The 20394-nt window shown below is 65.8% G+C and carries 26 protein-coding genes and 2 pseudogenes; 11 read left to right on the top strand and 17 right to left on the bottom strand.

Annotated features, from left to right (window positions below; genetic code table 11):
* Positions 1-5: 5 nt before the first annotated feature.
* From C7W88_RS02565 to flgB, 12 genes and pseudogenes are all read right to left on the bottom strand, one after another.
* Entirely contained in the window at positions 6-926 is a 921-nt protein-coding gene (locus C7W88_RS02565) for a flagellar biosynthesis protein FlgL (RefSeq protein ID WP_118072380.1), read from the bottom strand.
* Positions 927-932: 6 nt separating this feature from the next.
* A complete protein-coding gene (gene flgK, locus C7W88_RS02560; RefSeq protein ID WP_118072379.1) occupies positions 933-2276 on the bottom strand; it encodes a flagellar hook-associated protein FlgK in 1344 nt (447 codons plus the stop codon).
* A gap of 3 nt (positions 2277-2279) precedes the next feature.
* The gene (locus tag C7W88_RS02555) at positions 2280-2591 is read right to left on the bottom strand and encodes a flagellar biosynthesis protein FlgJ (RefSeq protein WP_118072378.1); all 312 of its coding nucleotides are present in this window, start codon (positions 2589-2591) and stop codon (positions 2280-2282) included.
* Positions 2588-3688, bottom strand: a complete 1101-nt coding sequence (locus tag C7W88_RS02550; RefSeq protein ID WP_118072377.1) for a flagellar basal body P-ring protein FlgI — start codon at positions 3686-3688, stop codon at positions 2588-2590. Before C7W88_RS02550 ends, C7W88_RS02555 begins: the two co-directional genes overlap by 4 nt.
* Positions 3689-3699: 11 nt before the next feature.
* Entirely contained in the window at positions 3700-4440 is a 741-nt protein-coding gene (locus C7W88_RS02545) for a flagellar basal body L-ring protein FlgH (protein ID WP_118072376.1), read from the bottom strand.
* Between the two features lie 5 nt (positions 4441-4445).
* Entirely contained in the window at positions 4446-5234 is a 789-nt protein-coding gene (flgG, locus tag C7W88_RS02540) for a flagellar basal-body rod protein FlgG (protein ID WP_039336161.1), read from the bottom strand.
* Between the two features lie 18 nt (positions 5235-5252).
* A complete protein-coding gene (locus C7W88_RS24590; protein WP_370073222.1) occupies positions 5253-5435 on the bottom strand; it encodes a flagellar basal body rod C-terminal domain-containing protein in 183 nt (60 codons plus the stop codon).
* The gene (locus C7W88_RS02535; protein ID WP_370073173.1) at positions 5405-6004 is read right to left on the bottom strand and encodes a flagellar hook-basal body complex protein; all 600 of its coding nucleotides are present in this window, start codon (positions 6002-6004) and stop codon (positions 5405-5407) included. Before C7W88_RS02535 ends, C7W88_RS24590 begins: the two co-directional genes overlap by 31 nt.
* A gap of 28 nt (positions 6005-6032) precedes the next feature.
* Complete coding sequence (locus C7W88_RS02530; RefSeq protein ID WP_118072375.1) at positions 6033-6860, bottom strand: flagellar hook-basal body complex protein; 828 nt, start codon at positions 6858-6860, stop codon at positions 6033-6035.
* 18 nt (positions 6861-6878) lie between these two features.
* Complete coding sequence (locus tag C7W88_RS02525; protein ID WP_118072374.1) at positions 6879-7220, bottom strand: flagellar hook assembly protein FlgD; 342 nt, start codon at positions 7218-7220, stop codon at positions 6879-6881.
* Positions 7220-7630 carry a flagellar basal body rod protein FlgC gene (gene flgC / locus C7W88_RS02520; protein WP_118072373.1) on the bottom strand — a complete coding sequence of 137 codons (411 nt, stop codon included), beginning with the start codon at positions 7628-7630 and terminating at the stop codon, positions 7220-7222. The genes C7W88_RS02525 and flgC overlap by 1 nt, the downstream gene beginning before the upstream one ends.
* An 8-nt stretch (positions 7631-7638) precedes the next feature.
* Positions 7639-7980 (bottom strand): annotated as a pseudogene (gene flgB, locus C7W88_RS02515) (flagellar basal body rod protein FlgB); the annotation flags it as partial.
* Positions 7981-8197: 217 nt separating this feature from the next.
* Between flgB and C7W88_RS02510 the strand changes: the two are divergent.
* From C7W88_RS02510 to C7W88_RS02460, 11 genes and pseudogenes are all read left to right on the top strand, one after another.
* Positions 8198-8899 carry a MotA/TolQ/ExbB proton channel family protein gene (locus C7W88_RS02510; protein WP_118074531.1) on the top strand — a complete coding sequence of 234 codons (702 nt, stop codon included), beginning with the start codon at positions 8198-8200 and terminating at the stop codon, positions 8897-8899.
* On the top strand, positions 8896-9354 hold the full coding sequence (locus C7W88_RS02505; RefSeq protein ID WP_118072371.1) for a hypothetical protein: 459 nt from the start codon (positions 8896-8898) through the stop codon (positions 9352-9354). The genes C7W88_RS02510 and C7W88_RS02505 overlap by 4 nt, the downstream gene beginning before the upstream one ends.
* A 27-nt stretch (positions 9355-9381) precedes the next feature.
* Entirely contained in the window at positions 9382-9891 is a 510-nt protein-coding gene (locus C7W88_RS02500) for a flagella basal body P-ring formation protein FlgA (protein WP_118074530.1), read from the top strand.
* Positions 9892-9999: 108 nt separating this feature from the next.
* Positions 10000-10299: a flagellar biosynthesis anti-sigma factor FlgM gene (gene flgM / locus C7W88_RS02495; protein ID WP_118072370.1), complete on the top strand. Its 300-nt coding sequence runs from the start codon at positions 10000-10002 to the stop codon at positions 10297-10299.
* Positions 10299-10646, top strand: a complete 348-nt coding sequence (locus C7W88_RS02490; protein ID WP_118072369.1) for a flagellar protein FlgN — start codon at positions 10299-10301, stop codon at positions 10644-10646. The genes flgM and C7W88_RS02490 overlap by 1 nt, the downstream gene beginning before the upstream one ends.
* Before the next feature lie 71 nt (positions 10647-10717).
* A complete protein-coding gene (locus C7W88_RS02485) occupies positions 10718-11626 on the top strand; it encodes a lytic transglycosylase domain-containing protein (protein WP_240344778.1) in 909 nt (302 codons plus the stop codon).
* 3 nt (positions 11627-11629) lie between these two features.
* Positions 11630-13741 (top strand): flagellar biosynthesis protein FlhA, encoded by a 2112-nt coding sequence (locus C7W88_RS02480; protein ID WP_118072368.1) that lies wholly within the window; start codon positions 11630-11632, stop codon positions 13739-13741.
* Complete coding sequence (locus C7W88_RS02475; protein ID WP_118072367.1) at positions 13738-14472, top strand: sigma-70 family RNA polymerase sigma factor; 735 nt, start codon at positions 13738-13740, stop codon at positions 14470-14472. The genes C7W88_RS02480 and C7W88_RS02475 overlap by 4 nt, the downstream gene beginning before the upstream one ends.
* A gap of 67 nt (positions 14473-14539) precedes the next feature.
* Positions 14540-15520 (top strand): nitronate monooxygenase family protein, encoded by a 981-nt coding sequence (locus C7W88_RS02470; RefSeq protein ID WP_118072366.1) that lies wholly within the window; start codon positions 14540-14542, stop codon positions 15518-15520.
* Positions 15517-16293, top strand: a pseudogene (locus tag C7W88_RS02465) (SDR family oxidoreductase); the annotation flags it as partial. The gene C7W88_RS02470 and the pseudogene C7W88_RS02465, both read left to right, overlap by 4 nt.
* 15 nt (positions 16294-16308) lie before the next feature.
* Entirely contained in the window at positions 16309-17103 is a 795-nt protein-coding gene (locus tag C7W88_RS02460; RefSeq protein ID WP_118074528.1) for an SDR family oxidoreductase, read from the top strand.
* Positions 17104-17152: 49 nt separating this feature from the next.
* Here C7W88_RS02460 and C7W88_RS02455 read toward each other — a convergent pair whose 3' ends face one another.
* From C7W88_RS02455 to C7W88_RS02445, 5 genes are all read right to left on the bottom strand, one after another.
* Entirely contained in the window at positions 17153-17836 is a 684-nt protein-coding gene (locus tag C7W88_RS02455) for a L,D-transpeptidase family protein (protein ID WP_205525238.1), read from the bottom strand.
* A gap of 113 nt (positions 17837-17949) precedes the next feature.
* On the bottom strand, positions 17950-18459 hold the full coding sequence (locus C7W88_RS23355; protein WP_240344777.1) for a DUF418 domain-containing protein: 510 nt from the start codon (positions 18457-18459) through the stop codon (positions 17950-17952).
* Complete coding sequence (locus C7W88_RS23350) at positions 18459-18980, bottom strand: hypothetical protein (protein ID WP_240344776.1); 522 nt, start codon at positions 18978-18980, stop codon at positions 18459-18461. The genes C7W88_RS23355 and C7W88_RS23350 overlap by 1 nt, the downstream gene beginning before the upstream one ends.
* A 182-nt stretch (positions 18981-19162) precedes the next feature.
* Positions 19163-19336 (bottom strand): SPOR domain-containing protein, encoded by a 174-nt coding sequence (locus tag C7W88_RS24585; protein ID WP_370073221.1) that lies wholly within the window; start codon positions 19334-19336, stop codon positions 19163-19165.
* Positions 19308-20321, bottom strand: a complete 1014-nt coding sequence (locus tag C7W88_RS02445; RefSeq protein WP_370073172.1) for a tetratricopeptide repeat protein — start codon at positions 20319-20321, stop codon at positions 19308-19310. Before C7W88_RS02445 ends, C7W88_RS24585 begins: the two co-directional genes overlap by 29 nt.
* Between the last annotated feature and the right edge of the window lie 73 nt (positions 20322-20394).

Here is a 20394-nt window from a genome sequence, read left to right as displayed (position 1 = left end):
CGCGCTCAGTTCAGCACGCTGAACAGCGAAAGATTGGCGAGCCGCGAAAAGCTGGCCTGGCTGGCCTGCAGCACCAGCATGGTGTTCTGCAGGCGGGCGATGGATTCGGTGAGGTCTGCCCCGCCGACTTCGGTCTTCTCGGTGGTGCGCATCTCGGAAAGTGAGGCGCGACGGTCGGTGTTGAGGTCAATCCAGTTCAGGCGCGAACCGACCACAGTCTGCGCCGTCGTGATGGAGTTGAGGCCATCGCCCAGCGCGGCAAGCGCGGTTTGCGCCGGGGTTATGCCGCCGGTCCCGGATTTCAGGTCGTCTGCCAGGGTCTTGGTCAGGGCCAGCAGATCGACAGTGGCGCCGCCGGACTGGAATTGCAGGAAATCCGGGCCGATCACCCCGCGCTGAACCGACTGGCCTCCGCCCAGTGAAATCGTCCCGGGTGCGTTGGTGCCCGCGTAGGTGGCGTTGCCAGCTGCATCCAGCGTGTAGGCTTCAGCGGCACTTTCGCCGCCGAACAGGGCGTTGCCATTGGCATCGCGCGTGTTGGCAAGCGCCACGAGATTTCCGTGGATCTGCGCCACTTCCTCGCCGATGCCGGCGCGCTGGCTGGCGTTGACGGTGGTCGAACCCGCCTGCGTGGCCAGCTCCTGCAGCCGGATGACCAGATTGGCGAACTGCGAAAGCGCGCTGTCGGTGAGCGTGAGGTCACCGGTCGCGCGGTTGGTGGCGGCGGTGTCGATTTCGTCGAACACATCGGCCCGGGCCAACTGGCGCAGGCGCGAGGCGGCAACCGGATCGTCGGAGGACCGCTGCAGGCGCTCTCCCGTCGACATTTCGGCCTGCGTCTCCTCTGCCTGCTTGCGCAGGGCGGTGAGGTCCATGACAGATCGTTCGAAGAACGCGCTGGTCGATGTGCCGAAGATCGTGCTCATTGGCGCTTACCCGATTTGCAGGAGTGCGTTGAAGATGTCGGATGATACCTGCATGACCTTGCCGGACGCCTGAAAGGCCTGCTGGAATCTTACTAGGTTGACCGCTTCCTGATCGAGATCGACGCCCGATTGCGCGGAAAGGGCAACCTTTGCGGTGTCGGCAATCGTCTGAAGCGCTCCCAACGTGACATTGCGTCCCGCCAGCGTGCCTGAAACGTCGAACAGGATCGCATCCATCGTGCCCGACGGGTTCACGCCCGCCAGTGCCGTGCGGATCGCGGCAAGGTTCGTCGCATCGCGGCTGCCGGGCGTCGTCACACTGGCAGGAGCGGTGGCAATCTTGCGGCCGTCCTCGACGGCGAGTGCCATCGTTGCCGCGCTCGTCCCCGAAAAGATCGCGGCGCCCATTGCGCCGTCGAGATCGCGGCCCCCGGTCTGGGCGGTGTTGAAGTCATTGACGATGTCACCGGCAAGCGTGTCGATATCGGTCTTGAGCTGTGCGCCCTTGGCCAGCGCGAGTTGCTGTCCTGCCAGCGATCCGCCAGCGAGAGTCAGCGGCGTGCTGCCGACAGTAAAGCTGATGGTGCCGTCAGTTGGAGATGTGGTCATGCCCAGGGTGGCGGCGGTGTTGCCGGTCACCAGATCGGTGCCGGCGCTGCCGCCGATCTTGATCGCAACCTGCCCGTCGGCTGAAAAATCGGTCGAGATGTTGGCATAGCCGCTCAGTTCCTCGAGCAGCTTGTCGCGCTGGTCGAGCAGCGCGGTCTTGTCGCTGCTGGCATCGGAGGCGCGGGCGAGGCGGGTGTTGGTCCGCGCCAGTTCCTGCGCAATGCGGTTCACTTGCGTCATGCCGTCGGTGGCAAGGAACCGCAGGCCGTCGGCAGCGGCGTCCATCTCCTGCGCGGCGATCTGGAACGTCCCGGCCATGGTCCGCGCCTTCTCGATCACCGAGGCGCGCAGCGAAGTGTCGGTCGGGTTCTGGGCCAGCTGCTGGAGCGAGGATTCGAAGCCGACGATGGCATCGAACACGCCAGATTGCTCGATTGCGGCTTCGATGTTCTGAAGGCCCGAAGCTTCCGCACTGGCCCGCGCCACGTCAGAGCCGGTGCGGCGCACTTCGGCCTGGCGGAAGGCATCGGCGTTGCGGACAATGCCGTCGAGCCGCACGCCCGAAAGGGAAAGGTCGCCAATTCGATAGGCCCCGCCGGTCGAAGCCACTTCGCTGAACGCGGCCGAGCGCCGGACATAGCCGCTGGACGATGCGTTGGCGATGTTCTGTGCGGTAATGTCGAGGCCGATGCGGGCGGCCTGGACGCCGCTGCGGGCGATCGAGAGGAGATCGGATGCCATGGCTTATGCGCCTCCCTCTGGCGTCGTATCCTTGGGCAGGAGCGCGGCAAGGTGGTTCTCGATCTGCCTGGCAAAACCCAATGCGCCGGTCTGCGAGGCGATTTCGGCAAAGCGGTCGTCGCGCATCTGCACGAAAGTCTGGTCCATCTTCCCGAAAACGTCGTCGTCCCCGAAGTTGCTGGCGCGCGCGGCGGACAGCATCTGGCGGACGAAGATGGCTTCGAACTGCCTGGCCGCGCCCGAGAGCTTCTCGCGCTCGGTCTGCACCTTGGGCGTGAGCGACAGGTTGGCGGCAGATGCGGAAATCCCGGTCATATCACCACCATCTCCGCCTTGAGCGCGCCCGCTTGCTTGAGCGCTTCGAGGATTGCGACGAGGTCCGAAGGGCTGGTGCCAAGCTTGTTGAGCGCATCGACCAGCGAGGAAAGCGATGCGCCTGGCTTGAACAGGGCGACCTTGGCTTCCTTCTCGACCGCGTCGATCTGGCTGTTGGGGACCACGGCCGTCTGGCCCCGGCTGAACGGAGCGGGCTGGGACACCTGCGGCTTTTCGTCGATCTTCACCACCAGCTTGCCGTGGCTGATCGCGGCGGGCGAAAGGCGCACTGCGCTGTTGATGACCACGGTGCCGGTGCGGCTGTTGACGATGACCTTGGCCGCCGTTTCGGCAGGCGTCACGTCGAGCATCTCGATCGCCGCCATCGTTGTTGCGCGGCTGTCGGCTCCGGCGGGCAGGCGCAGTGCAAGCGTCACGCCGTCCTCGATCGTTGCGGACTGCGGAAAGCGGGCATTGATCGCATCGCGCACGCGCTGGGCGGTCATGAAATCGGCGTCGAAGAGGTTCCAGCGCAGCACTTCGCCGCTGTCGAACCCGGTGGCGACAGCGCGTTCGACGCTGGCCCCTTCGGCAATGCGGCCCACGGTCGGCACGTTCACGGTCAACTGCGAACCATCGCGCGCGGCAATGCCGAGGCCGCCGACGGCAAGATTGCCTTGCGCCATCGCGTAGATCTGGCCGTCGGCACCATAGAGCGGCGCAAGGATCAGCGCCCCGCCGCGCAAGGACTTGGCCTTGCCAATGGTCGAGACGGTCACGTCGATGCGCTGGCCCGGCTTGGCGAAGGCGGGCAGTTCGGCAGTGACCAGCACGGCGGCAGCGTTCTTGAGCCCGGGCGAGATACCGGTGGGGAGCTGCACGCCGAGACGGCCTGCGGTGCCTTTCATCGCCTGCGTAAGGTATTCGAGATTGTCATCGCCCGTCCCGGCAAGGCCAACGACCACGCCATAGCCAGTAAGCTGGTTGGCGCGGACGCCCTGGAACTCGCCAAGGTCGCGCACGCGCTCGGCCATGGCGGGCATGGGCAGGGCCGCCGCGAAGGCTGCAAGAACAGGAAGGATGAACCGGACCAGCATTGCATCAACCTTCAGAAGGGCGAAATCGCGTTGAAGAACTTCGAGAGCCAGCCCTCGCGGCTGGCCCGACCGACCGACCCGTTGCCGGTATATTCGACCCGCGCATCCGCAACCTGGCTGGAAAGAATGCGGTTTTCCTGATCGATGTCGCCAAGGCGCACGATGCCTGAAAACTGTACCCATTCCTGTCCCTGGCTCAGCATCATGCGCTTTTCGCCGCGCACCAGTGCCGTGCCGTTGGACCTCACTTCCGCGATCGTCACCGCGACCTCGCCGGCGAGCGTGCTCGTCTGCGAGGCATTGCCCTGACCATTGAACGACGATCCGCCCGAAGCATTAAGGGCACTGGGCTTGATGAACGACAGCGGGCCGGTGGTTGGCGGGGTGACAGAGAACTGCCCGTTCTTCTGCGTCTTGGCACCGGCGGTCTTGGCGCTGGTCATGTTCTCGACCAGCATGACGGTGACAAGATCGCCCACCGCATGGGCGCGGCGTCCTTCGACAAAGCCGGTGTAGCCAGCGCTGACGTTGAAGATCGAGCCCGCAGTCGGCGCCGCGGTCTGGACCGGCAGCGGCGGTGCAACCACCGGCTCGAAGCCCTTCTTGGGCTTGGCGGCAGAGGCCGGGTCCATGCCGAACACCACCGCGGCGGCGACCAGCGAGCCGACCAGCAGGGCGCGGACGGCGGTCCGGCGGCGGCGCGGGCTGCTGAAACGATCGGGGGTGAAATGGCGGTCGAATGGCGTTTGCATCGGTGTCACAGCGTCTGGTTCGCGTTCTGGAGCATGTCGTCGACGGCCGAGATCATCTTGGAATTGATCTCGTAGGCGCGCTGGCATTCGATCATGTCGACCAGCTCCTCGACCACGTTGACGTTCGAACCTTCGAGGTAGCCCTGGCGAATGTTCCCGCGTCCCAGTTCTCCCGGAACGCCGACCTGCGCCGCGCCCGAAGCGGCGGTTTCCTGAAGGAAGTTGTCGCCCATCGACCTTAGGCCGCCCGGGTTGGCGAAGCTGGCAACGGTGATCTGGCCGAGCTGCGCGGGCTCGTTCTGGCCGGCAATGGTCGCAGATACGGTACCGTCGTTGGCAATGGTGATGGCGCTTGCGCCCTCGGGAATGGTGATCGCCGGGTTCAGCGGATAGCCCTGCGCGGTCACCAGCACGCCTTCGGCCGAGCGCGAGAAGTTGCCCGCGCGGGTATAGGCGAGTTGTCCGCCCGGCATCGTCACCTGGAAGTAGCCATCGCCATCCAGCGCAAGGTCCAGCGCATTGCTCGTGCTCTGCAGCGTGCCCTGGCTGTCGATGCGGGTGGTCGCCTGCACGGCAACGCCGGTGCCAAGGTTGAGGCCCGTGGCATAGGCAGTCTCGTTGGAGGACTGCTGCCCGGCCACTCGCGCATCCTGATAGGCCAGCGTGGCGAAGTTGGCGCGGTCGCGCTTGAAACCGGTGGTGCCGACATTGGCGAGGTTGTTGGCGATCACGCGCATCCGCGTGTCCTGTGCCTCGAGACCGGTGCGGGCGACGTGAAGGGCTGAGCTGGGCATATCGGGTTACCTTTGCGATCAGGAAATGCGCATGAGGGAGGCGCTGGATTCGTCGACTTCCTTGGCCTGAGCGACGACTTTGGTGCGCATGTCGAACAGGCGCTGGGCTTCGACCATCTCGACAAGCACGCGGGTGGGATCGACGTTAGACTGTTCGAGGCTGCCGACCATCAGCCTGGCCTCTTCGTCTTGCGGCAGGATGCCAGGCTGGCCGTTCTGGCCGGGGACACGGAACAGGCCGTCGAGTCCCTTCTCGATCCGGCTGCCGGTGGTCGAGGCGATCTTGATGCGCCCGACCAGCTGGGGCGGCTGGTCGGGCGTCTCGGGATTGGCGACGGAAACGCCGCCATCGGGGAAATCGTGACCTTCGAGCCGAGCGGAACGGTGATCGGGCCGTTCTCGCCGATGACCGGGCGCCCGTCGCCGTTCTCCAGCACGCCGCCTGCACTCACCGCCAGATCCCCGCGGCGCGAATAGGCTTCGCTGCCATCTTCCGCCTGCAGGGCGAGCATCGTGTCGCCGGTCAGCGCCACGTCCAGCGGCTTGCCGGTGGCGATCAGCGTGCCCTGCGCCATCGACGATCCGCGCACTTCGCCTTCGGTCATCGCCCGCGCTTCAAGGCTGGGGCCTTTGAGCGTCATCGGCGTGGCCGTGAGCATTTCGGCGCGGAAGCCGATCGTCTGCGCATTCGCCATGTTGCTGGCGATCACGCGCTGGCGCACGGTCGATCCGGTCATGCCGGAGTAGGCGGTATAGATCAGGCGGTCCATGGATCAGGCTCCGGTCAGGTCAGGTGGATCAGGTCTGCAGCTGGATGACGGTCTGCGAGATCTGCGTTGCCGTATCGATCGCCTTGGCATTCGCCTGGAAATTGCGCTGCGCGGTAATCAGGCTGACCAGTTCCTCGGCAATGTCGACGTTCGAGCGCTCGAGCGCGCCCGAGAGCAGCGAGCCGTACTGGCCGGTGCTGGGCTGGCCGAATGTCGGGGCGCCCGAGATGCCGGTCGTCACCCAGTTGGAAGAGCCGACCTGCTTCAACCCTTGGGGTGCGATGAAGCTGGCAAGAGCGACCTTGCCGATAATCACGTTGGAGCCGTCGGCGTAGGAGGCGGTTACTGCGCCATCATCGCCCAGGGTAATCCCGGCGAACTCGATCGGGTTGCCGTTGGCATCGGTGCCATTGGTGGCGGGGATCAGCGCGTCGGCGGGCGTGGTCGAGGTAATCGTGCCCGCAGCATCGGTCGGGAAGACCTGCAGCCGGTTGCCGGAACCGTCGGAGATGTATCCTGCCCCATCGACAGTCAGGCTGCCATTGCGGGTAAACAGGGTCTGACCGGTCACGACGTTCTTGGTGGTGAAGAAGCCATCGCCGTTGATCGCAACGTCGAGAGCCGATCCGGTCTGCTCGATCGGGCCAAGCGCGAAGTTCTGGTTGATCGATTCCACCGCCGCGCCGATGCCGACGACCAGCTTGGGGTTGGTAAAGGCGCTGCCGACGACGATGTCGGCAAACTCGGTGCGGCTCTTCTTGAAGCCAGTGGTCTCGGCATTGGCGATGTTGTGGCTGATCACGCCAAGATCGGTCTGCGCGTTCTTGAGGCCGTTGAGCGAAGTGTAGAAGGACATGCGCGTCTCCTGCGGAACTTAAGCTTGCGAGGTGGTGGTGGGCTGGCTGGCGAGCAGCTTGGCAACGGTGCTGTTCAGCGTGTCGAGCTTGGTCGAGATCGCCGCGAGCGTGTCGGCCTGCTTGCCCGTTCCGCTCAGCGAATCCTTGATGTCGTTGAGGTTCGACAGCGACGAGAACTGCGCCAGCTGCGCCAGCATCTGCGTGTTGTCGACCGGCTCGGTCGGGTCTTGGTTCTGCAGCTGCGTGGTCAGCAGCTTTACGAAGTCCTCGGCGCCCATCGCGCCCCAGCCTTGACCAGCTTTGGCCGAAGCGGTGGCGCCGTTGACGCCGGTGGTGGCAGTTACGGAAGCGATCGACATTATTTCATCCTCATCGTTTCAAGCATCAGCTGCTTGGCTGTCTGCATCGCCTCGACCACGTTCTGGTACTGGCGCGAGCTTTCGAGCATCTCGACCATCTCGGCGTTCTCATCGACCGGGGCGGTCCAGACATCGCCATTGGCATCGGCGAGCGGATGGCCCGGATCGTGCTGGCGAATGGGGGTGGCGTCGGAGCGCTGGACGGCGGCAACGCGCACGGTCGAAAGGCCATTGGCCTGATCGAGCTGTTCGGCAAAGACCGGGCGCAACGGGCGATAGGCCTCCTGCTCGGTCGTGGTCACGGTTCCGGCGTTGGCAAGGTTCGATGCCGCCGCGTTCATCCGCACGAGCTGCGCCGACATCGCCCGACCGGTGACCTGAAACAGGGTGAGGGGATTGTTGCCGGCCATGGCTTATTCCCCTTGATCGCGCGGGTGATCGTCTCGACTCGGCCCTTGAGGAAGTTGAGCGTGGCCGAATACCCCACCGCGTTTTCGGCAAAGGCGGTCTGTTCCGTCGCCATCTCCACCGTGTTGCCATCGAGGCTGGGCATCACCGGCACGCGGAAGCGCGTGGCCGAGGCGATGGCCTTGTCCTCGCTCATGCCTGCGGTGCGGGCCTTGAGCGCTGCGGCAAAGTCGATGTCCTTCGCCTTGAAGCCGGGCGTTGCAGCATTGGCGATGTTCGAGGTCAGCAGGCCCATGCGTTGCGAACGCAGTTCCAGCGCCGCGCCGTGAATGCCGAAAAGGGAGTTGCTCATGGGTCTTGCCTTCACTGGCTGTCGAAACTCTGCCGGTGTTTCAGCAAAGGGTGTGCCAATTGCCGGAATGCCCCGGAAACCCGTGCCTTTCGGGATATCGGCAGGCGATGACCGGCAAGGGCTTGCCGGATGGCGGCAGAATCGCGCCCGTCGCGCTGCAACAGACTGAAATTCTAGAACTCACGGCCGTTCTGTGGTGACAGGAGACGTTCCGCTCATGCCACCTGCCTTTCTTTTCGACGGACTGTCCTTGTCGATCGTCCTTGCCGGAACCGCGCTTGCCACCGTGCTGCGCTCGGGCCGGCACGAGCTGACGGTCACCGCCCGGGCCATCGCCGGCCTGTTTGCAAAGCGCTTCTCTGCGGTTCAGGCCAAGGCTGATCTGGCCGCGCAGGTTTCGGCAATCCGCAGCGACGGTCTGCTGCGCGCCAGGACCAGCGCGATCGGCGACCGCGAGTTCGACGACGTAACCGACGTGCTCATTCGTTCGCGTTCGCTCGATGCCCTGATCGAACGACACCACGACCATCGCCGCAAAAGGATCACAGCAGCCAACGCGGCTGTCCGCACGCTGGCCCAGGCCGCAGAACTGGGGCCGGTGTTCGGCATGGTCGGCACGCTGGTCTCGCTCAGCCGCCTGCCCGCGACCGGGCTTGAACAGGGTACGCTCAGCGGAGCGATCTCGATGGCCGTGCTGACGACGCTTTATGGCCTGCTGCTGGCCAATCTCGTGCTTGCGCCGCTTGCCCGTGCGGTGGAGCGCCGCTCCCTGGACGAGGAACGCCAACGGCAGGAGGTGATCGACTGGCTCTCCGGCCAGATCGAACCGGCCCTGCCGGTTGCAACTCACGCCGCCCAGAACAACGGGCATCACTCTGGGCATCACATTGCGCATCATCGCGCCAGGCTGGAGCCATGATCGTCCGCGCCGGAACCGGCTGGCAATACGCGCTGGCCGATTTGTCTCTGATCCTGTTTCTCGCCACGGCTTCAGCGCTGTCGCAGACCGGCGGCAATGCCAAGGCCGCACCGCCCGCGGTGCCTTTGCCACCGATCGCTGCCGCAACGGAAAGCGAACCGGTGGCGGTATGGAGCATCGGTAGTGGCGCGCCACCCTTGCGCACATGGCTCGGCCAGGTCGGGCAGGACCCGCGCCTCGAAGTGCGGGTGATCGTGCGCTATGTCGGCAATACCCGTCTCGCCGCGCTGGCCCAGGCGGTGCAGCTGGCCGAAGCTGGCGGCCCGCGCGCCAGGGATGCCCGCATCCTTGTCGAACCGGGGGATCGCGCCGGTGCCAGCGTTGCGCTCGTCTACAGCAGCGAGACGGCCGCTGCGGCCAAACCAACCCAGTCTGGCACGATGATTGCTCAATAGCGGCATACCCTCAGCTGGATGCCGCTTATGACCACGACCCGCCTTCTCGCCGCAGCCCTTGTTGTCACTGCTGTCGCGGTACCGCTGCAAGCGCAGTCCTCGCCGTTCCATGATCTTGTTGCGATCGATCGCGCGGTCACTGCCTTCACCGGCGCCGGAATCGGTGAGCCGGGCGGTGCCACGCTGCCGGTTGACCGCCGTCTGCGCCTTGCCGCTTGCCGCTCGCCCTTGTCGCTCGATTGGCAGGGCAGCCGGCAGGATACCGTGCTCGTCCAGTGCCCCGATGCCGGCGGCTGGCGGCTCTTCGTCGCCACGTCCGGCAATACCCGGCAAGGCCCTGCCGCCCCACCGGCAATCGCGCGTGGGGAAGCGGTGACGATCAGCGTTGCGGGTGATGGCTTCTCGGTCGCGCAGTCGGGCGAGGCGATGGATTCCGGGGCCCTGGGCGCGTGGATTCGCGTGCGCACCGGCGCCCGCGCCACCCCGATCCGTGCCCGCATCGAACGGCCGGGGCTGGTCATCGTCCCCGTCGATTGATCGCCGCGCAGCCGTTTTTTAACAAACCGGCAAAATTTTTCCGCTCCCGCCCTTAAGAGATCGGCAAGACCACCGTTCTTGCCTTTATCAAACGCTAGGAGCGGAACCATGTCACCTATTGAAATCGGTGCATCGCGCCCGGTTGGGCCGGTGCAGGTCAGTACGCCCAAGTCCTCTAAGGCTGCAGTAGCGACCCCGGTCGTCGACAACGCGCCCGTTGCCGAAGCCAGCGCAGCTGCACAGGTCGAGCGCTCTGCCGCGCTCGATGCAGGGCAGGCTGCGCCGGTCGATGCCGAGCGGGTAAAGGACATCCGTCACGCCATCGAGACCGGCAAGTACCCCATCATCCCCGCCAAGATCGCCGACGCCATGATCGCGGCCGGCATGCTGCTGAGGACTGCACAGTAATGGCCACCTCTACCGTCGCTCGCCCATCGGACCTTCGCGAGACGCTTCGGCAGATGCTTGCCGTCCTGCAGCAGGAGCGGCATGCACTTGCCGGGCTCGATCTCGACATGATCATGGGCTGTGCATCGAGCAAGGCGGACCTGTGCGGCACGCTCGCCGATGTCGATCAGGCCTTGGTGGACGAGGAATGCCGCGGCCTGCTCGATGCCGCGCGCCGCCAGAACGAGGCCAATCGCAAGGTCCGCAACCTGATTGCGGCCAATGTCGCGGCCCGTCTCGACGCGCTTTCGGGTTCGGCTCCGCTCTACCGCGCAGGCCCTCAGGTCCACCGCCTTCGCACGGCGTGATGCCAAGTTGGCACGCCACTTGCTGAACACCTTCCGACACGCCGCCAACCCGCGGCCGGAAGGACAGTTCAGTGAGTTCAGCCGAGACCTTTGCCTTGCCCGGATCCCCGGCCGCCGTCAGCGGAACCGGGGCCAGCGTGCGCGGGGCGATTGCCGGGGCCGCGCAGGCCACGGGCACCGACTTTGCCTATCTCATGGCACAGGCCAAGCTGGAGTCGAGCCTCGATCCGTCCGCCCGCTCGCGCACATCGAGTGCTTCGGGGCTGTACCAGTTCACCACCGGAACCTGGCTGCGCACGCTCGAAAAGCATGGCGCAGAGCACGGCCTCGCCTGGGCCAGTGACATGATCCGCAGCGGCGCGGCGAGCGATCCTGCGGCCCGTGCCCAATTGCTCGCGCTGCGCTTCGATCCGCAAGTTGCCGCCACGATGGCCGGCGAGTTGGCGGGCGACAATGGCGATTACCTGAGCGGAGTGCTCGGCCGCCAGCCTGACCATGCCGAGCTTTACCTTGCCCATTTCTTCGGAGCCGAAGGGGCAGGGCGCTTCCTGACCGCCCTGGGCAACGATCCCTCGCAATCTGCCGCGGCGCTGTTGCCGTCAGCTGCGGCTGCCAATCGTTCCACCTTCTACGACCGCTCCGGATCGCCACGCTCGGTCAGCGACGTCATGTCGCTCATCCGCAACCGCATGGCAGCAGCCAGCGAGGGCGCTACTGGCGACGAGGCCCTGCAGTGGGCCGCCAGTATGGGGGCCGCCAGCATGGGCGTCACCCCCGCCGCTTCCCCTGCGCCTCAATTCACCGGCGGGCCCATCGCCCGCGAATTCCAGAGCGCGGCGGCAAGCAGAGGCAATCCGGTGCCGGTGGCAGCCAGCTCGATGGCCGATACGCTCAGGCAGGCCTTTGCCCTCGGCGATGGCGCATCGGCGCCTGCGCATGTCCGGCAGGCATATGGCCGTCTTGCGGCAATGGGGCTCTAGGCCATGCTGAAGCGCTTCGGCTCCCCCGCCGCGATGGCCCTGCCTGCCGGCATCCTGATGCTGATCGTGCTGATGGTCGTGCCGATTCCGGCCGTCCTGCTCGATGTGTTCTTCGTGCTGAACATGGCGCTTTCGGTCGCCATCCTGATGGCGGCGATGAATGCGGAAAAGCCGCTCGATTTCTCGGCGTTTCCCTCCGTCCTGCTGTTTGCCACGCTGCTGCGTCTGGCACTCAACGTCGCTTCAACCCGCATCGTGCTGGTCAACGGCCACGAAGGCGGCGCGGCAGCGGGCCATGTGATCGAAGCCTTCGGTGCGTTCCTGATCGGCGGCAACTTCGCAGTCGGCCTATTCGTGTTCATGATCCTGATGATCATCAACATGGTCGTCGTCACCAAGGGCGCGGGCCGCGTCTCGGAAGTGTCCGCGCGCTTCACCCTTGATGCCTTGCCGGGCAAGCAGATGGCGATCGACTCCGATCTCGCCGCCGGCCTGCTCACGGCCGACGAAGCCAAGGCCCGCCGCCGCGAAGTCGCGACCGAGGCCGACTTCTACGGCTCGATGGACGGTTCGTCCAAGTTCGTGAAGGGCGATGCCATCGCCGCCCTGCTGATTCTGGGCGTCAACATCATCGCCGGTTTCTGCCTTGGCATGGTCAGCCACGGACTGACGGCATCGCAGGCGGCAGAGTTCTACATCACGCTGGCCATCGGCGATGCGCTGGTGGCGCAGGTCCCCTCGCTCCTGCTGTCGATCGCCGCTGCCGTGATCGTCACCCGCGTGTCCGACAGCCGCGACCTGACCGGCCAGATCGGCGGCCAGTTCGCCAACCCTGCCATCTGGCTTCCCGTTGCCGTGATCATGGGCGCGATAGGTGCGATTCCGGCGATGCCGCAGATAGTGTTCCTGCCTGCCGCCGCGCTTGCCGGTTGGCTGTGGTGGGCGCTCAAGAAGCGCGCCGACCGTCCCGCCCCGGTGGAAGTCATTGCGCCCGAGCCGATTGATCCGAACCGCATCACGCTCGACGAGGTCAGCGACCACACCCTTGTCACCATCGAGATGGGCTATGGCCTGATCCATCTGGTCGACGAGCGGCGTGGCTCGCCGCTGGTCGCCAGGCTTACCGGCGTGCGCAAGCAGCTCAGCCAGGCCTTCGGCTTCATCGTTCCCCAGTTCCGCGTGCGGGATTCACTGGAACTTGGCGCCAATGCCTACCGTATCCTGCTGGGCGGCGTGCCCGTCGGCATTGCCGACATGCGCCCCGAAAAGATCCTCGCCATCGACGCGGGCGATGCCAGTCCCGACCATGGCTTGCGTGGCGAAGCCACCCGCGATCCCAGCTTCGGCTGCCCCGCCATCTGGATCGACCCGGCACAGCGCGATCTGGCCATCGCCGAGGGCTTCCTCACGGTCGATGCCAGCACCGTCGTTGCCACCCACCTCAACCAGGTTCTGGGCGACCGGCCATCGGCGCTGCTCGGTCCCGACGAGGTCAAGGCCATTCTCGAAGGCGTCAAGGAGCGCGCCGCAGGCCTTGTCGAGACGATCCACCCGCAGCCGATGTCGCTTGGTGCGCTTACCCGCCTGTTCCACGCCTTGCTCGACGATGGCATTTCCATCGCCCACCCGCTGCCGATCCTCTCGGCCTTGAGCGAAGCGCTGCAGCAGACGAACGACCACGACCGTCTGGTGGACCTGCTGCGCGCCGACCTTGGCGCCATGATTGTCGGCCGCATCTGCGGCCCGGACGAGTGCCTGCCTGTCGTCACGCTCGAAGCCGGGCTCGAACAGATGATCGTTGGCGGAATGCACGATCCCGCCACCGGCCAACCCGTGATCGAGCCCGATCTCGCGCGCGGCATCGGCGAGCGCATCTCCACCCTGATTGCCGAGCGCGGGCCTGCCGCGCCGTCCATTGCCCTGATCGTCCAGCCCCGCGCCCGCCGCCCGCTCGCCGCGCTGTTGCGCCTGCGTGCGCCAGGGTGCCTGGTCATGTCGATTTCAGAACTGCCGCCTTCGCAGCCGATCGAGGTCATCTCCGTGATCGGAGGCGAGGCGCCGCCGCAACAACCTGCCCGTCCAGAGCTGCCAATTCCTGAGGGACTTGCCGCATGAAACACGACCACCGCGGTTTTGCCGCCGCCCGCGCCTATGCGCAGAACGAGGCCGCCGACCGTATCCGCCGCTTCCTGCCACTGGTGAAGCGCCTTGCCTGGCACGTCCACGGCTCGGGCCGCGCCGGGATCGAGATCGAGGACCTCATCCAGGCCGGCCTCGTGGCGTTGACAGAATGCGCCCAGCGGCACGACGGCCCGACCGAAGACGGCTTCGCCGCCTACGCCAAGTTGCGCGTGCGTGGCGCCATGGTCGACCTCGTTCGCCGCTCCACCCCGCTCTCCCGTTCAGCAACCGAACGCCGCCGCCTCCTGCGCGAGAGAACCACCGCGCTGACCAACGATCTCGGCCGCCCGCCCAACGACGCCGAACTAGCCGCCGCCATGGGCCTGACCGAACGCGAGCTGGCCGACCAGAAGGCCGCAGATGAGCCTTTGCGTTTCGAAACGATCGACGATGCCTATTCCGACAGCAATGCCGCCTTTGCCGACGATCGCCCGGATGCCTTCGCCATGCTCGCGGACGACGAAATGCGCGGAGCAGTAGCCTCGGCGATCGCCGACCTGCCCGAACGGCTGCAAATGATCATCCAGCTCTACTTTGTCGAGGAGCTGAACCTTGCCGAAATCGCCGAAGTCCTCGGCGTCAGCATCCCGCGTGTGCACCAGCTGAAGGCGCAGGCGCTCGACAAGCTGCGTGCCTCGCTTGGCGAGGGCTACGATATTCTCTGACCCCGCTTGCCAACCGCCCTGAGTCAGTTTAACCGATCAGTTAAACGCAGCTTTGGGAGAGGCAGGAATGGCGATCAGGACACGCATTACCGAGATGCTCGGGATCGAGCATCCGATCGTGCAGGGCGGCATGATGAACGTGGGCTATGCCGAACTGGCAGCCGCGGTCTCCAACGCCGGCGGCCTCGGCATCATCACCGCGCTGACCCAGCCAACGCCTGAAGCCCTGCGTGATGAGATCGAGCGCACCAAGGGCATGACCGCGAAGCCCTTCGGCGTGAACATGACGATCTTCCCGACCGTCAATTCGCCCGACTACAAGGCCTATGCCCAGGCGATCATCGACGGGGGCGTGAAGATCGTCGAGACGGCGGGCACGCAGGCGGTCCGCGAGATCTGGGAGATGCTCAAGCCCCATGGCGTGACGATCCTGCACAAGTGCACCGCCGTGCGCCACGCGCTTTCGGCCGAGCGCGCCGGTTGCGACATCATCTCGATCGACGGTTTCGAATGCGCCGGGCACCCCGGAGAGGACGACATCCCCGGCCTCATCCTGATCCCGGCAGCGGCTGACAAGGTGAAGATCCCGATGCTCGCCTCGGGCGGCTTCGGTGACGGGCGCGGCCTTGTTGCAGCGCTTTCGCTCGGGGCCGAGGGTATCAACATGGGCACGCGCTTCTGTGCCACGGTCGAAGCGCCGATCCACGACAACGTCAAGCAGGCCTATATCAACAACGACGAGCGCGGCAGCTTCCTGATCTTCCGCAACTTCAAGAACACCGCCCGCGTCGGCCGCAGCGAAGTGTCCGAGGAAGTCGTCCGCCGCCTGTCGCAGCCGGACGCGAAGTTCGAGGACGTTCAGGAGCTGGTCAACGGTCGCGCAGGCAAGCAATTGCTCGAAACCGGCGACCTGACCAAGGGCGTGTTCTGGGCCGGCATGGTGCAGGGCCTGATCCATGACATCCCGACCTGCCAGCAGCTGATCGACCGCATCATCGGCGACGCTGAAAGCATCATCCGTGGGCGCCTCGAAGGCATGCTGGCATGAAGATCGACGGATCGATCAGCGCAGTCGTCACCGGCGGCGCCTCCGGTCTCGGTCGCGCGACAGCCGAAGCTCTGGCAGCGGCGGGTGTGAAGGTCGCGATCTTCGACGTCAACGAGGAGCAGGGCGAGGCGGTGGCGCAGGCCATCGGCGGCCTGTTCTGCAAGGTCGACATCACCTCGGAGGACTCGGTCGTCGCAGGCTTCGCCACGGCCCGGGCGGCCCACGGGCGGGAGCGGGTCTGCGTCCACTGCGCGATGACTCATCGCAAGGGCAAGACTGTCAGCCGCAACCGCGAGACCGGCGAGTTCACAAGGCTCTCCACCGAGGACTACGAATACGCCGCGCAAGGCATCCTGATCGCCAGCTACCGGGTCGCCTCCCTCTCGGCATTGGGCATGGCCAGCCTCGATCCGCTGGAAGACGGCGAGCGGGGCACGATCATTCTTACCGCCTCGGTCGCGGCGCAGGATGCGCAGGTGGGGCAGGTTGCCTATGGTTCGCTCAAGGCCGGGGTCAACGGCCTCGTCCTGCCAATGGCGCGCGACCTGATGGACCTCGGCATCCGCGTCAACGCCATCATGCCCGGCATCTTCGGCACGCCGCTGCTCGGCCGCCTGCCCGACAAGGTGCTCGACAGCCTCAACGCCTCGGTCCCGTTCCCCAAGCGCCTCGGCAAGCCCGAGGAGTTCGCCAGTCTTGCCATGGAACTGGTCCGCAACAGCTATTTCAACGGCCAGGCGATCCGTCTCGACGGCGCGATCCGCATGGCCCCCGGTGAGGATTTCCGCATGACCCAGTCCCCCTTCCGTGACGATGTTCTTGCCGGCAAGACCGCATTCATTGCCGGCGGCACCAGTGGCATCAACCTCGGCATTGCCAAGCGCTTTGCCGAACTCGGCGCCCGCGTGGCAGTGCTCGGCCGCAATCCTGAAAAGGCCGCCAATGCTGCCGCCGAGATCGGCCGTGACGCGGTATGGCGCGCGGCTGACGTGCGCGATTACGGCGCGATCTGCGAGGCGATGAAGTCCGTGCGCGATGAAATCGGCGCGCTCGATATCGTCATCTCGGGCGCGGCGGGAAACTTCCTTGCGCCTGTCCTCGGCATGTCGGCCAATGCCTTCAAGACCGTGGTCGACATTGACCTCCTCGGCACGTTCAACGTGTTCCGCGGTTGCCACGAACTGCTGGGCCCCGGCGCCTCGCTGATCGCCATAACCGCGGGGCAGGCGGAACAGGCCATGGCGATGCAGGCCCACGCCTGCGCGGCCAAGGCCGGGATCAACCAGCTTGTCCGCACGCTGGCGATCGAATGGGGGCCGGACGTGCGCGTCAACGGGATCTCGCCGGGGCCAATCGCCGACACCGAAGGCATGGCCCGCCTCGCGCCGGACGAGACCACCCGGCAGGCACACTATGCCCGCATCCCGATGAAGCGCTGGGGCACGGCCTACGAAATCGGCGAAGCGGCAGTGTTCCTCTCGACCCCTGCCGCCAGCTACGTCACCGGCGCGATCCTCGATGTCGACGGGGGCAGCTCGGTCGGCGACGCCTCTCGCACCAGCACGAGCAAGGGCCTGGCCTGATCATTCCTCTCCCCTCCCGCAAGCGGGAGGGGGCGGGGGTGGGCTTTCCTCAGCCCGCGTGCTCACCCGCCAGGATCGGGTCGCCCACCTGCATCGTCTTGCCATCGGTGACGATCACCTTGTCGCCGAGCGAGGCGATGCGGAACAGCTTTTCGGCGAAGGCATCGGGCACGCCGATGCAGCCGTTGGTGGCATAGCCCTTTTCCACCTTGCTGCCGTGGATCGATACACCGTCGTTGGTCAGCCGCATCATCCACGGCATCGGCGCATCGTAGATGTTTGAGACGTGGTCGGCATCCTTCTGGGTGATCGGGAAAATGCCGGTCGGCGTCGGCTTCTCGCCATAACCCTTGAGGATCGCCGCCGCGCCGATCTCGTGCCCGTCGCGGAATACCGAGATGACCCGCGCGGTCAGGTCCACCGTCACCACCAGCTTGCCCGATGCCGGTGCGCGGGTCTCGTCCCAGTAGAACTTGCCGAAGCGAATCGGCTCGTTGATCGGGAGGATCGACTTGACCACGAACGGCCCGTCTACCGGCTTTTGCGCCACGGCGGGAACCGGCTTGTGCGGGGGTACCATGGCAGGCGCGGCTTCTGCGGCGCCGCTGCCAAATGCGACTTGCGCGATGTCCTGCCCAGCGTGGAAGGCGAGCAGCGAAGCGGCGCCCGTGGCGATCACGCCCAATGGCATTCGCACCCAGCGCTTCGTCCACCAACCCGATTGCCCAGCCATTCGCGCCACTCCTTTCCCGTTAAGGAATAGGCATTAACGCATGGGCTTGCGAGTCCCGATCCCACCGCGTCCCGCCTCGGGACGGCGGGCATCTGGTAGGTTATCAATCGTGGTTAACGTGCGGGAAGTGCCAGCCGCCGCCACAGCCGCTCGAGCGGTCCCTGCCCGAAGCGCCGCAGCCACCACTGCGGCCAGAGGACCATCGCCGCCCATCCCAGCAGCACGAACGCCGGAAGCCAGACGCGCGGCAGCTCCGGCCCAAGGCCAAGGCCCCAGCCAGAGAAAATCGCCGTCATCAGCACGGTCGTGCCAAGATAGTTGCTGAACGCACAGCGCCCCGCCGCCGCCAGCGCCTTGCCGATCCGCCACTGCCGCACGGTCGGGAAGATCAGCACCAGCAAGGCGGCATAGCCCAGCGCCATCAGCAGGTGCGGCAGGGCCATGCCGTCCTCGATTGCCAGGAACATCGCCTGCGGTGGCCAGCCGTGCCCTTCCAGCCAACGTATCGCCAAAACGGTCGGGACCCCACCGATCACGATGCCCGACCCGGCCAGCATCGCCAGCTGCGGGCGTGTCCAGTCCGTGAAGAACCCGCCGCGCACCATGGCCATGCCCAGCAGCATCAGCGGTACTGTCTCGGTAAAGGTCGAAAGCGTCGTGGTAAGAGGTTGCAGGGGGAGTCGGTCAGCTTGAGCCAGATCGCCTGGAGGAACCCCGCGTTCAAAACAGCGGTGTCCTTGGCCACCGATGCGGCGATGCGCCCTACCATCGCGGCATGTCCGGCAACGTCGGGCGGGGACGCAGTGCCCGCCAGTACTGCCTGCTCGGTCAGCGCGCCGGGCAGGGCGGTCAGCGCTTCGATAACGTGAACCAAGACGTAGAAGGGCAGGGCGATCAGCACCAGCTGTCGCGGCTCCAGCCGGCGCAGCAGCAGCGCGGCCATTCCGCACAGCGCGTAGAGAAACAGGATGTCGCCCCACCACAGCAGCGCGAAGTGCAGGTAGCCGAACAGTGCGAGCCACAGCAATCGCCGGACTTGTGCAGCGTCAGGGTCCAGACCCTTGCGCTCGGCAGCTTGCGCAAACAGCACCATGCTGGCGCCGAACAGCATGCTGAACAGCGCCCGCATCTTGCCCTCGAACACCACGAAGGCAAAGGCAAACCAGCCGTACGCGGCAGGCTCGGCATGAGGAATCGCAGGCGAGAAGGTTGCGAGCGAAGGCCCCAGAACCCGGTGACATTGATCGCCAGAATGCCCAGCACGGCCACGCCGCGCAGGAAATCCATCGCCTCTATGCGGGTAGGGGTATATCCTCGGCCAAGCCATCAGGGCTTTACCACCAGGCACGTGAAGCCGCCAGCCTTGAGCGCGCCGCAAGCCTTGTCTGCATCGGCCGGTCCGGCAAACCCCCCGGCAAGCAGGCGCGTGACCGAGCCGGACGGAAGGTCGATGCGGCCATGGCCTGCCAGTTCAGGCCGTCCCTTGACCTTGCTCCACAGCCCATCCGCGTTGGCCTTGACGCCGAATGCGCCCAGCTGGACGCGCCAGTTGCCTTTGGCCTGGGGGCAGGGGAACAGGAGCAGAGGCAGCAGGCTTCGGCGCCTTGGCGGCGACCGGCTTTGCCGCCGGAAGTTCCGCCATATGCACCGCACCCGATGATGCTTTGGCTGCGACCGGCTTTGCTGCCGGGGCATTGCTGCCGACCACGCGCTTGGGGGCGGGCATCGGCACTGGATTGGCAAAGTCAGCGCCTGCAGTGATGACCGATGGAGGCACGTCTGCCTTCTCCAGCGAGCCCGTCGGAACGCTCGAACGGACCGGGGCGGTCGGCATGGCCTTGGCACCCAGATCGGCCGCTGCGAACTGCTCGGACCGCTTGGTCTGTGCCTTCTGCTCAAGATCCGCCGCCAGCGATACGCCAAGTTGGCGTTGTTCCAGCGGGATCATGTTGTCCATCATCGCCAGCGCCCGCGTCGCCTGTTCGAGGCCGCTCGACGAGGCGCGACTGGTCAGCGCATAGGCGCGAACCCAGTCCTTGCCCACCGTATCGCCGTTGAAGTGCGCAATGCCCAGGATGTACATTGCGCGCGGTTCGCCGCGTTCGGCCGATGCCTGCAGGAATGGCGCGGCCTCGGCCTTGCGATTGTCCTGGAACAGCAACAGCCCCAGCGTGTCGGACGCCTTGATATGGCCCTGTTCGGCGGCCTTGCGATACCATGCTTCGGCCCGCTTCAGGTCCTGCGGCACGCCTTTGCCCAGCTTGTAGGCCTGCCCCATGTTGAACTGCGCATCGGCATCGCCCCTGGCAGCAGGGCCAAGCCATTCCTTGACCGCCGCTTCATGCTCCCAGCGCGACCATGCCTCGACGCCCGCCTTGGTGTCGGCCAGTGCCGGAGCGGCGGCAAGCGCCATCGCCGCAGCGGCGGCAAGCGCCATTGCCGCAGCGGTGATCGCCAGACTGGAAATGCGCTCGAAGTTTCTCATGGTCGCCAAAGTCCGTCCCGGTGAAATGCCAGTGAAAAGTCACATCGTGATCGTTACTGCAACCCGCAGCCAC

This window comes from Novosphingobium sp. THN1 (assembly GCF_003454795.1).
GTDB lineage: Bacteria > Pseudomonadota > Alphaproteobacteria > Sphingomonadales > Sphingomonadaceae > Novosphingobium.
The sequence above is the reverse complement of the archived record's forward strand: the minus strand, read 5'-3'. Positions and strand labels throughout refer to the sequence as shown.

Bases quoted from the DNA above. Each gene is read 5' to 3' on its own strand.
- C7W88_RS02525 (WP_118072374.1), bottom strand. From the start codon at position 7,220: ATGTCGATCGCTTCCGTAACTGCCACCACCGGCGTCAACGGCGCCACC.
- C7W88_RS02460 (WP_118074528.1), top strand. From the start codon at position 16,309: ATGACCCAGTCCCCCTTCCGTGACGATGTTCTTGCCGGCAAGACCGCA.
- C7W88_RS02555 (WP_118072378.1), bottom strand. From the start codon at position 2,591: ATGACCGGGATTTCCGCATCTGCCGCCAACCTGTCGCTCACGCCCAAG.
- flgC (WP_118072373.1), bottom strand. From the start codon at position 7,630: ATGGCCGGCAACAATCCCCTCACCCTGTTTCAGGTCACCGGTCGGGCG.
- C7W88_RS02470 (WP_118072366.1), top strand. From the start codon at position 14,540: ATGGCGATCAGGACACGCATTACCGAGATGCTCGGGATCGAGCATCCG.
- C7W88_RS02510 (WP_118074531.1), top strand. From the start codon at position 8,198: ATGCCACCTGCCTTTCTTTTCGACGGACTGTCCTTGTCGATCGTCCTT.
- flgM (WP_118072370.1), top strand. From the start codon at position 10,000: ATGTCACCTATTGAAATCGGTGCATCGCGCCCGGTTGGGCCGGTGCAG.
- C7W88_RS02445 (WP_370073172.1), bottom strand. From the start codon at position 20,321: ATGAGAAACTTCGAGCGCATTTCCAGTCTGGCGATCACCGCTGCGGCA.
- C7W88_RS02545 (WP_118072376.1), bottom strand. From the start codon at position 4,440: ATGCAAACGCCATTCGACCGCCATTTCACCCCCGATCGTTTCAGCAGC.
- C7W88_RS02455 (WP_205525238.1), bottom strand. From the start codon at position 17,836: ATGGCTGGGCAATCGGGTTGGTGGACGAAGCGCTGGGTGCGAATGCCA.
- C7W88_RS02480 (WP_118072368.1), top strand. From the start codon at position 11,630: ATGCTGAAGCGCTTCGGCTCCCCCGCCGCGATGGCCCTGCCTGCCGGC.
- C7W88_RS02500 (WP_118074530.1), top strand. From the start codon at position 9,382: ATGACCACGACCCGCCTTCTCGCCGCAGCCCTTGTTGTCACTGCTGTC.
- flgK (WP_118072379.1), bottom strand. From the start codon at position 2,276: ATGGCATCCGATCTCCTCTCGATCGCCCGCAGCGGCGTCCAGGCCGCC.
- C7W88_RS02535 (WP_370073173.1), bottom strand. From the start codon at position 6,004: ATGGACCGCCTGATCTATACCGCCTACTCCGGCATGACCGGATCGACC.
- C7W88_RS02530 (WP_118072375.1), bottom strand. From the start codon at position 6,860: ATGTCCTTCTACACTTCGCTCAACGGCCTCAAGAACGCGCAGACCGAT.
- C7W88_RS02550 (WP_118072377.1), bottom strand. From the start codon at position 3,688: ATGCTGGTCCGGTTCATCCTTCCTGTTCTTGCAGCCTTCGCGGCGGCC.
- C7W88_RS02490 (WP_118072369.1), top strand. From the start codon at position 10,299: ATGGCCACCTCTACCGTCGCTCGCCCATCGGACCTTCGCGAGACGCTT.
- C7W88_RS02565 (WP_118072380.1), bottom strand. From the start codon at position 926: ATGAGCACGATCTTCGGCACATCGACCAGCGCGTTCTTCGAACGATCT.
- C7W88_RS02475 (WP_118072367.1), top strand. From the start codon at position 13,738: ATGAAACACGACCACCGCGGTTTTGCCGCCGCCCGCGCCTATGCGCAG.
- C7W88_RS02505 (WP_118072371.1), top strand. From the start codon at position 8,896: ATGATCGTCCGCGCCGGAACCGGCTGGCAATACGCGCTGGCCGATTTG.
- flgG (WP_039336161.1), bottom strand. From the start codon at position 5,234: ATGCCCAGCTCAGCCCTTCACGTCGCCCGCACCGGTCTCGAGGCACAG.
- C7W88_RS23355 (WP_240344777.1), bottom strand. From the start codon at position 18,459: ATGCTGCTGGGCATGGCCATGGTGCGCGGCGGGTTCTTCACGGACTGG.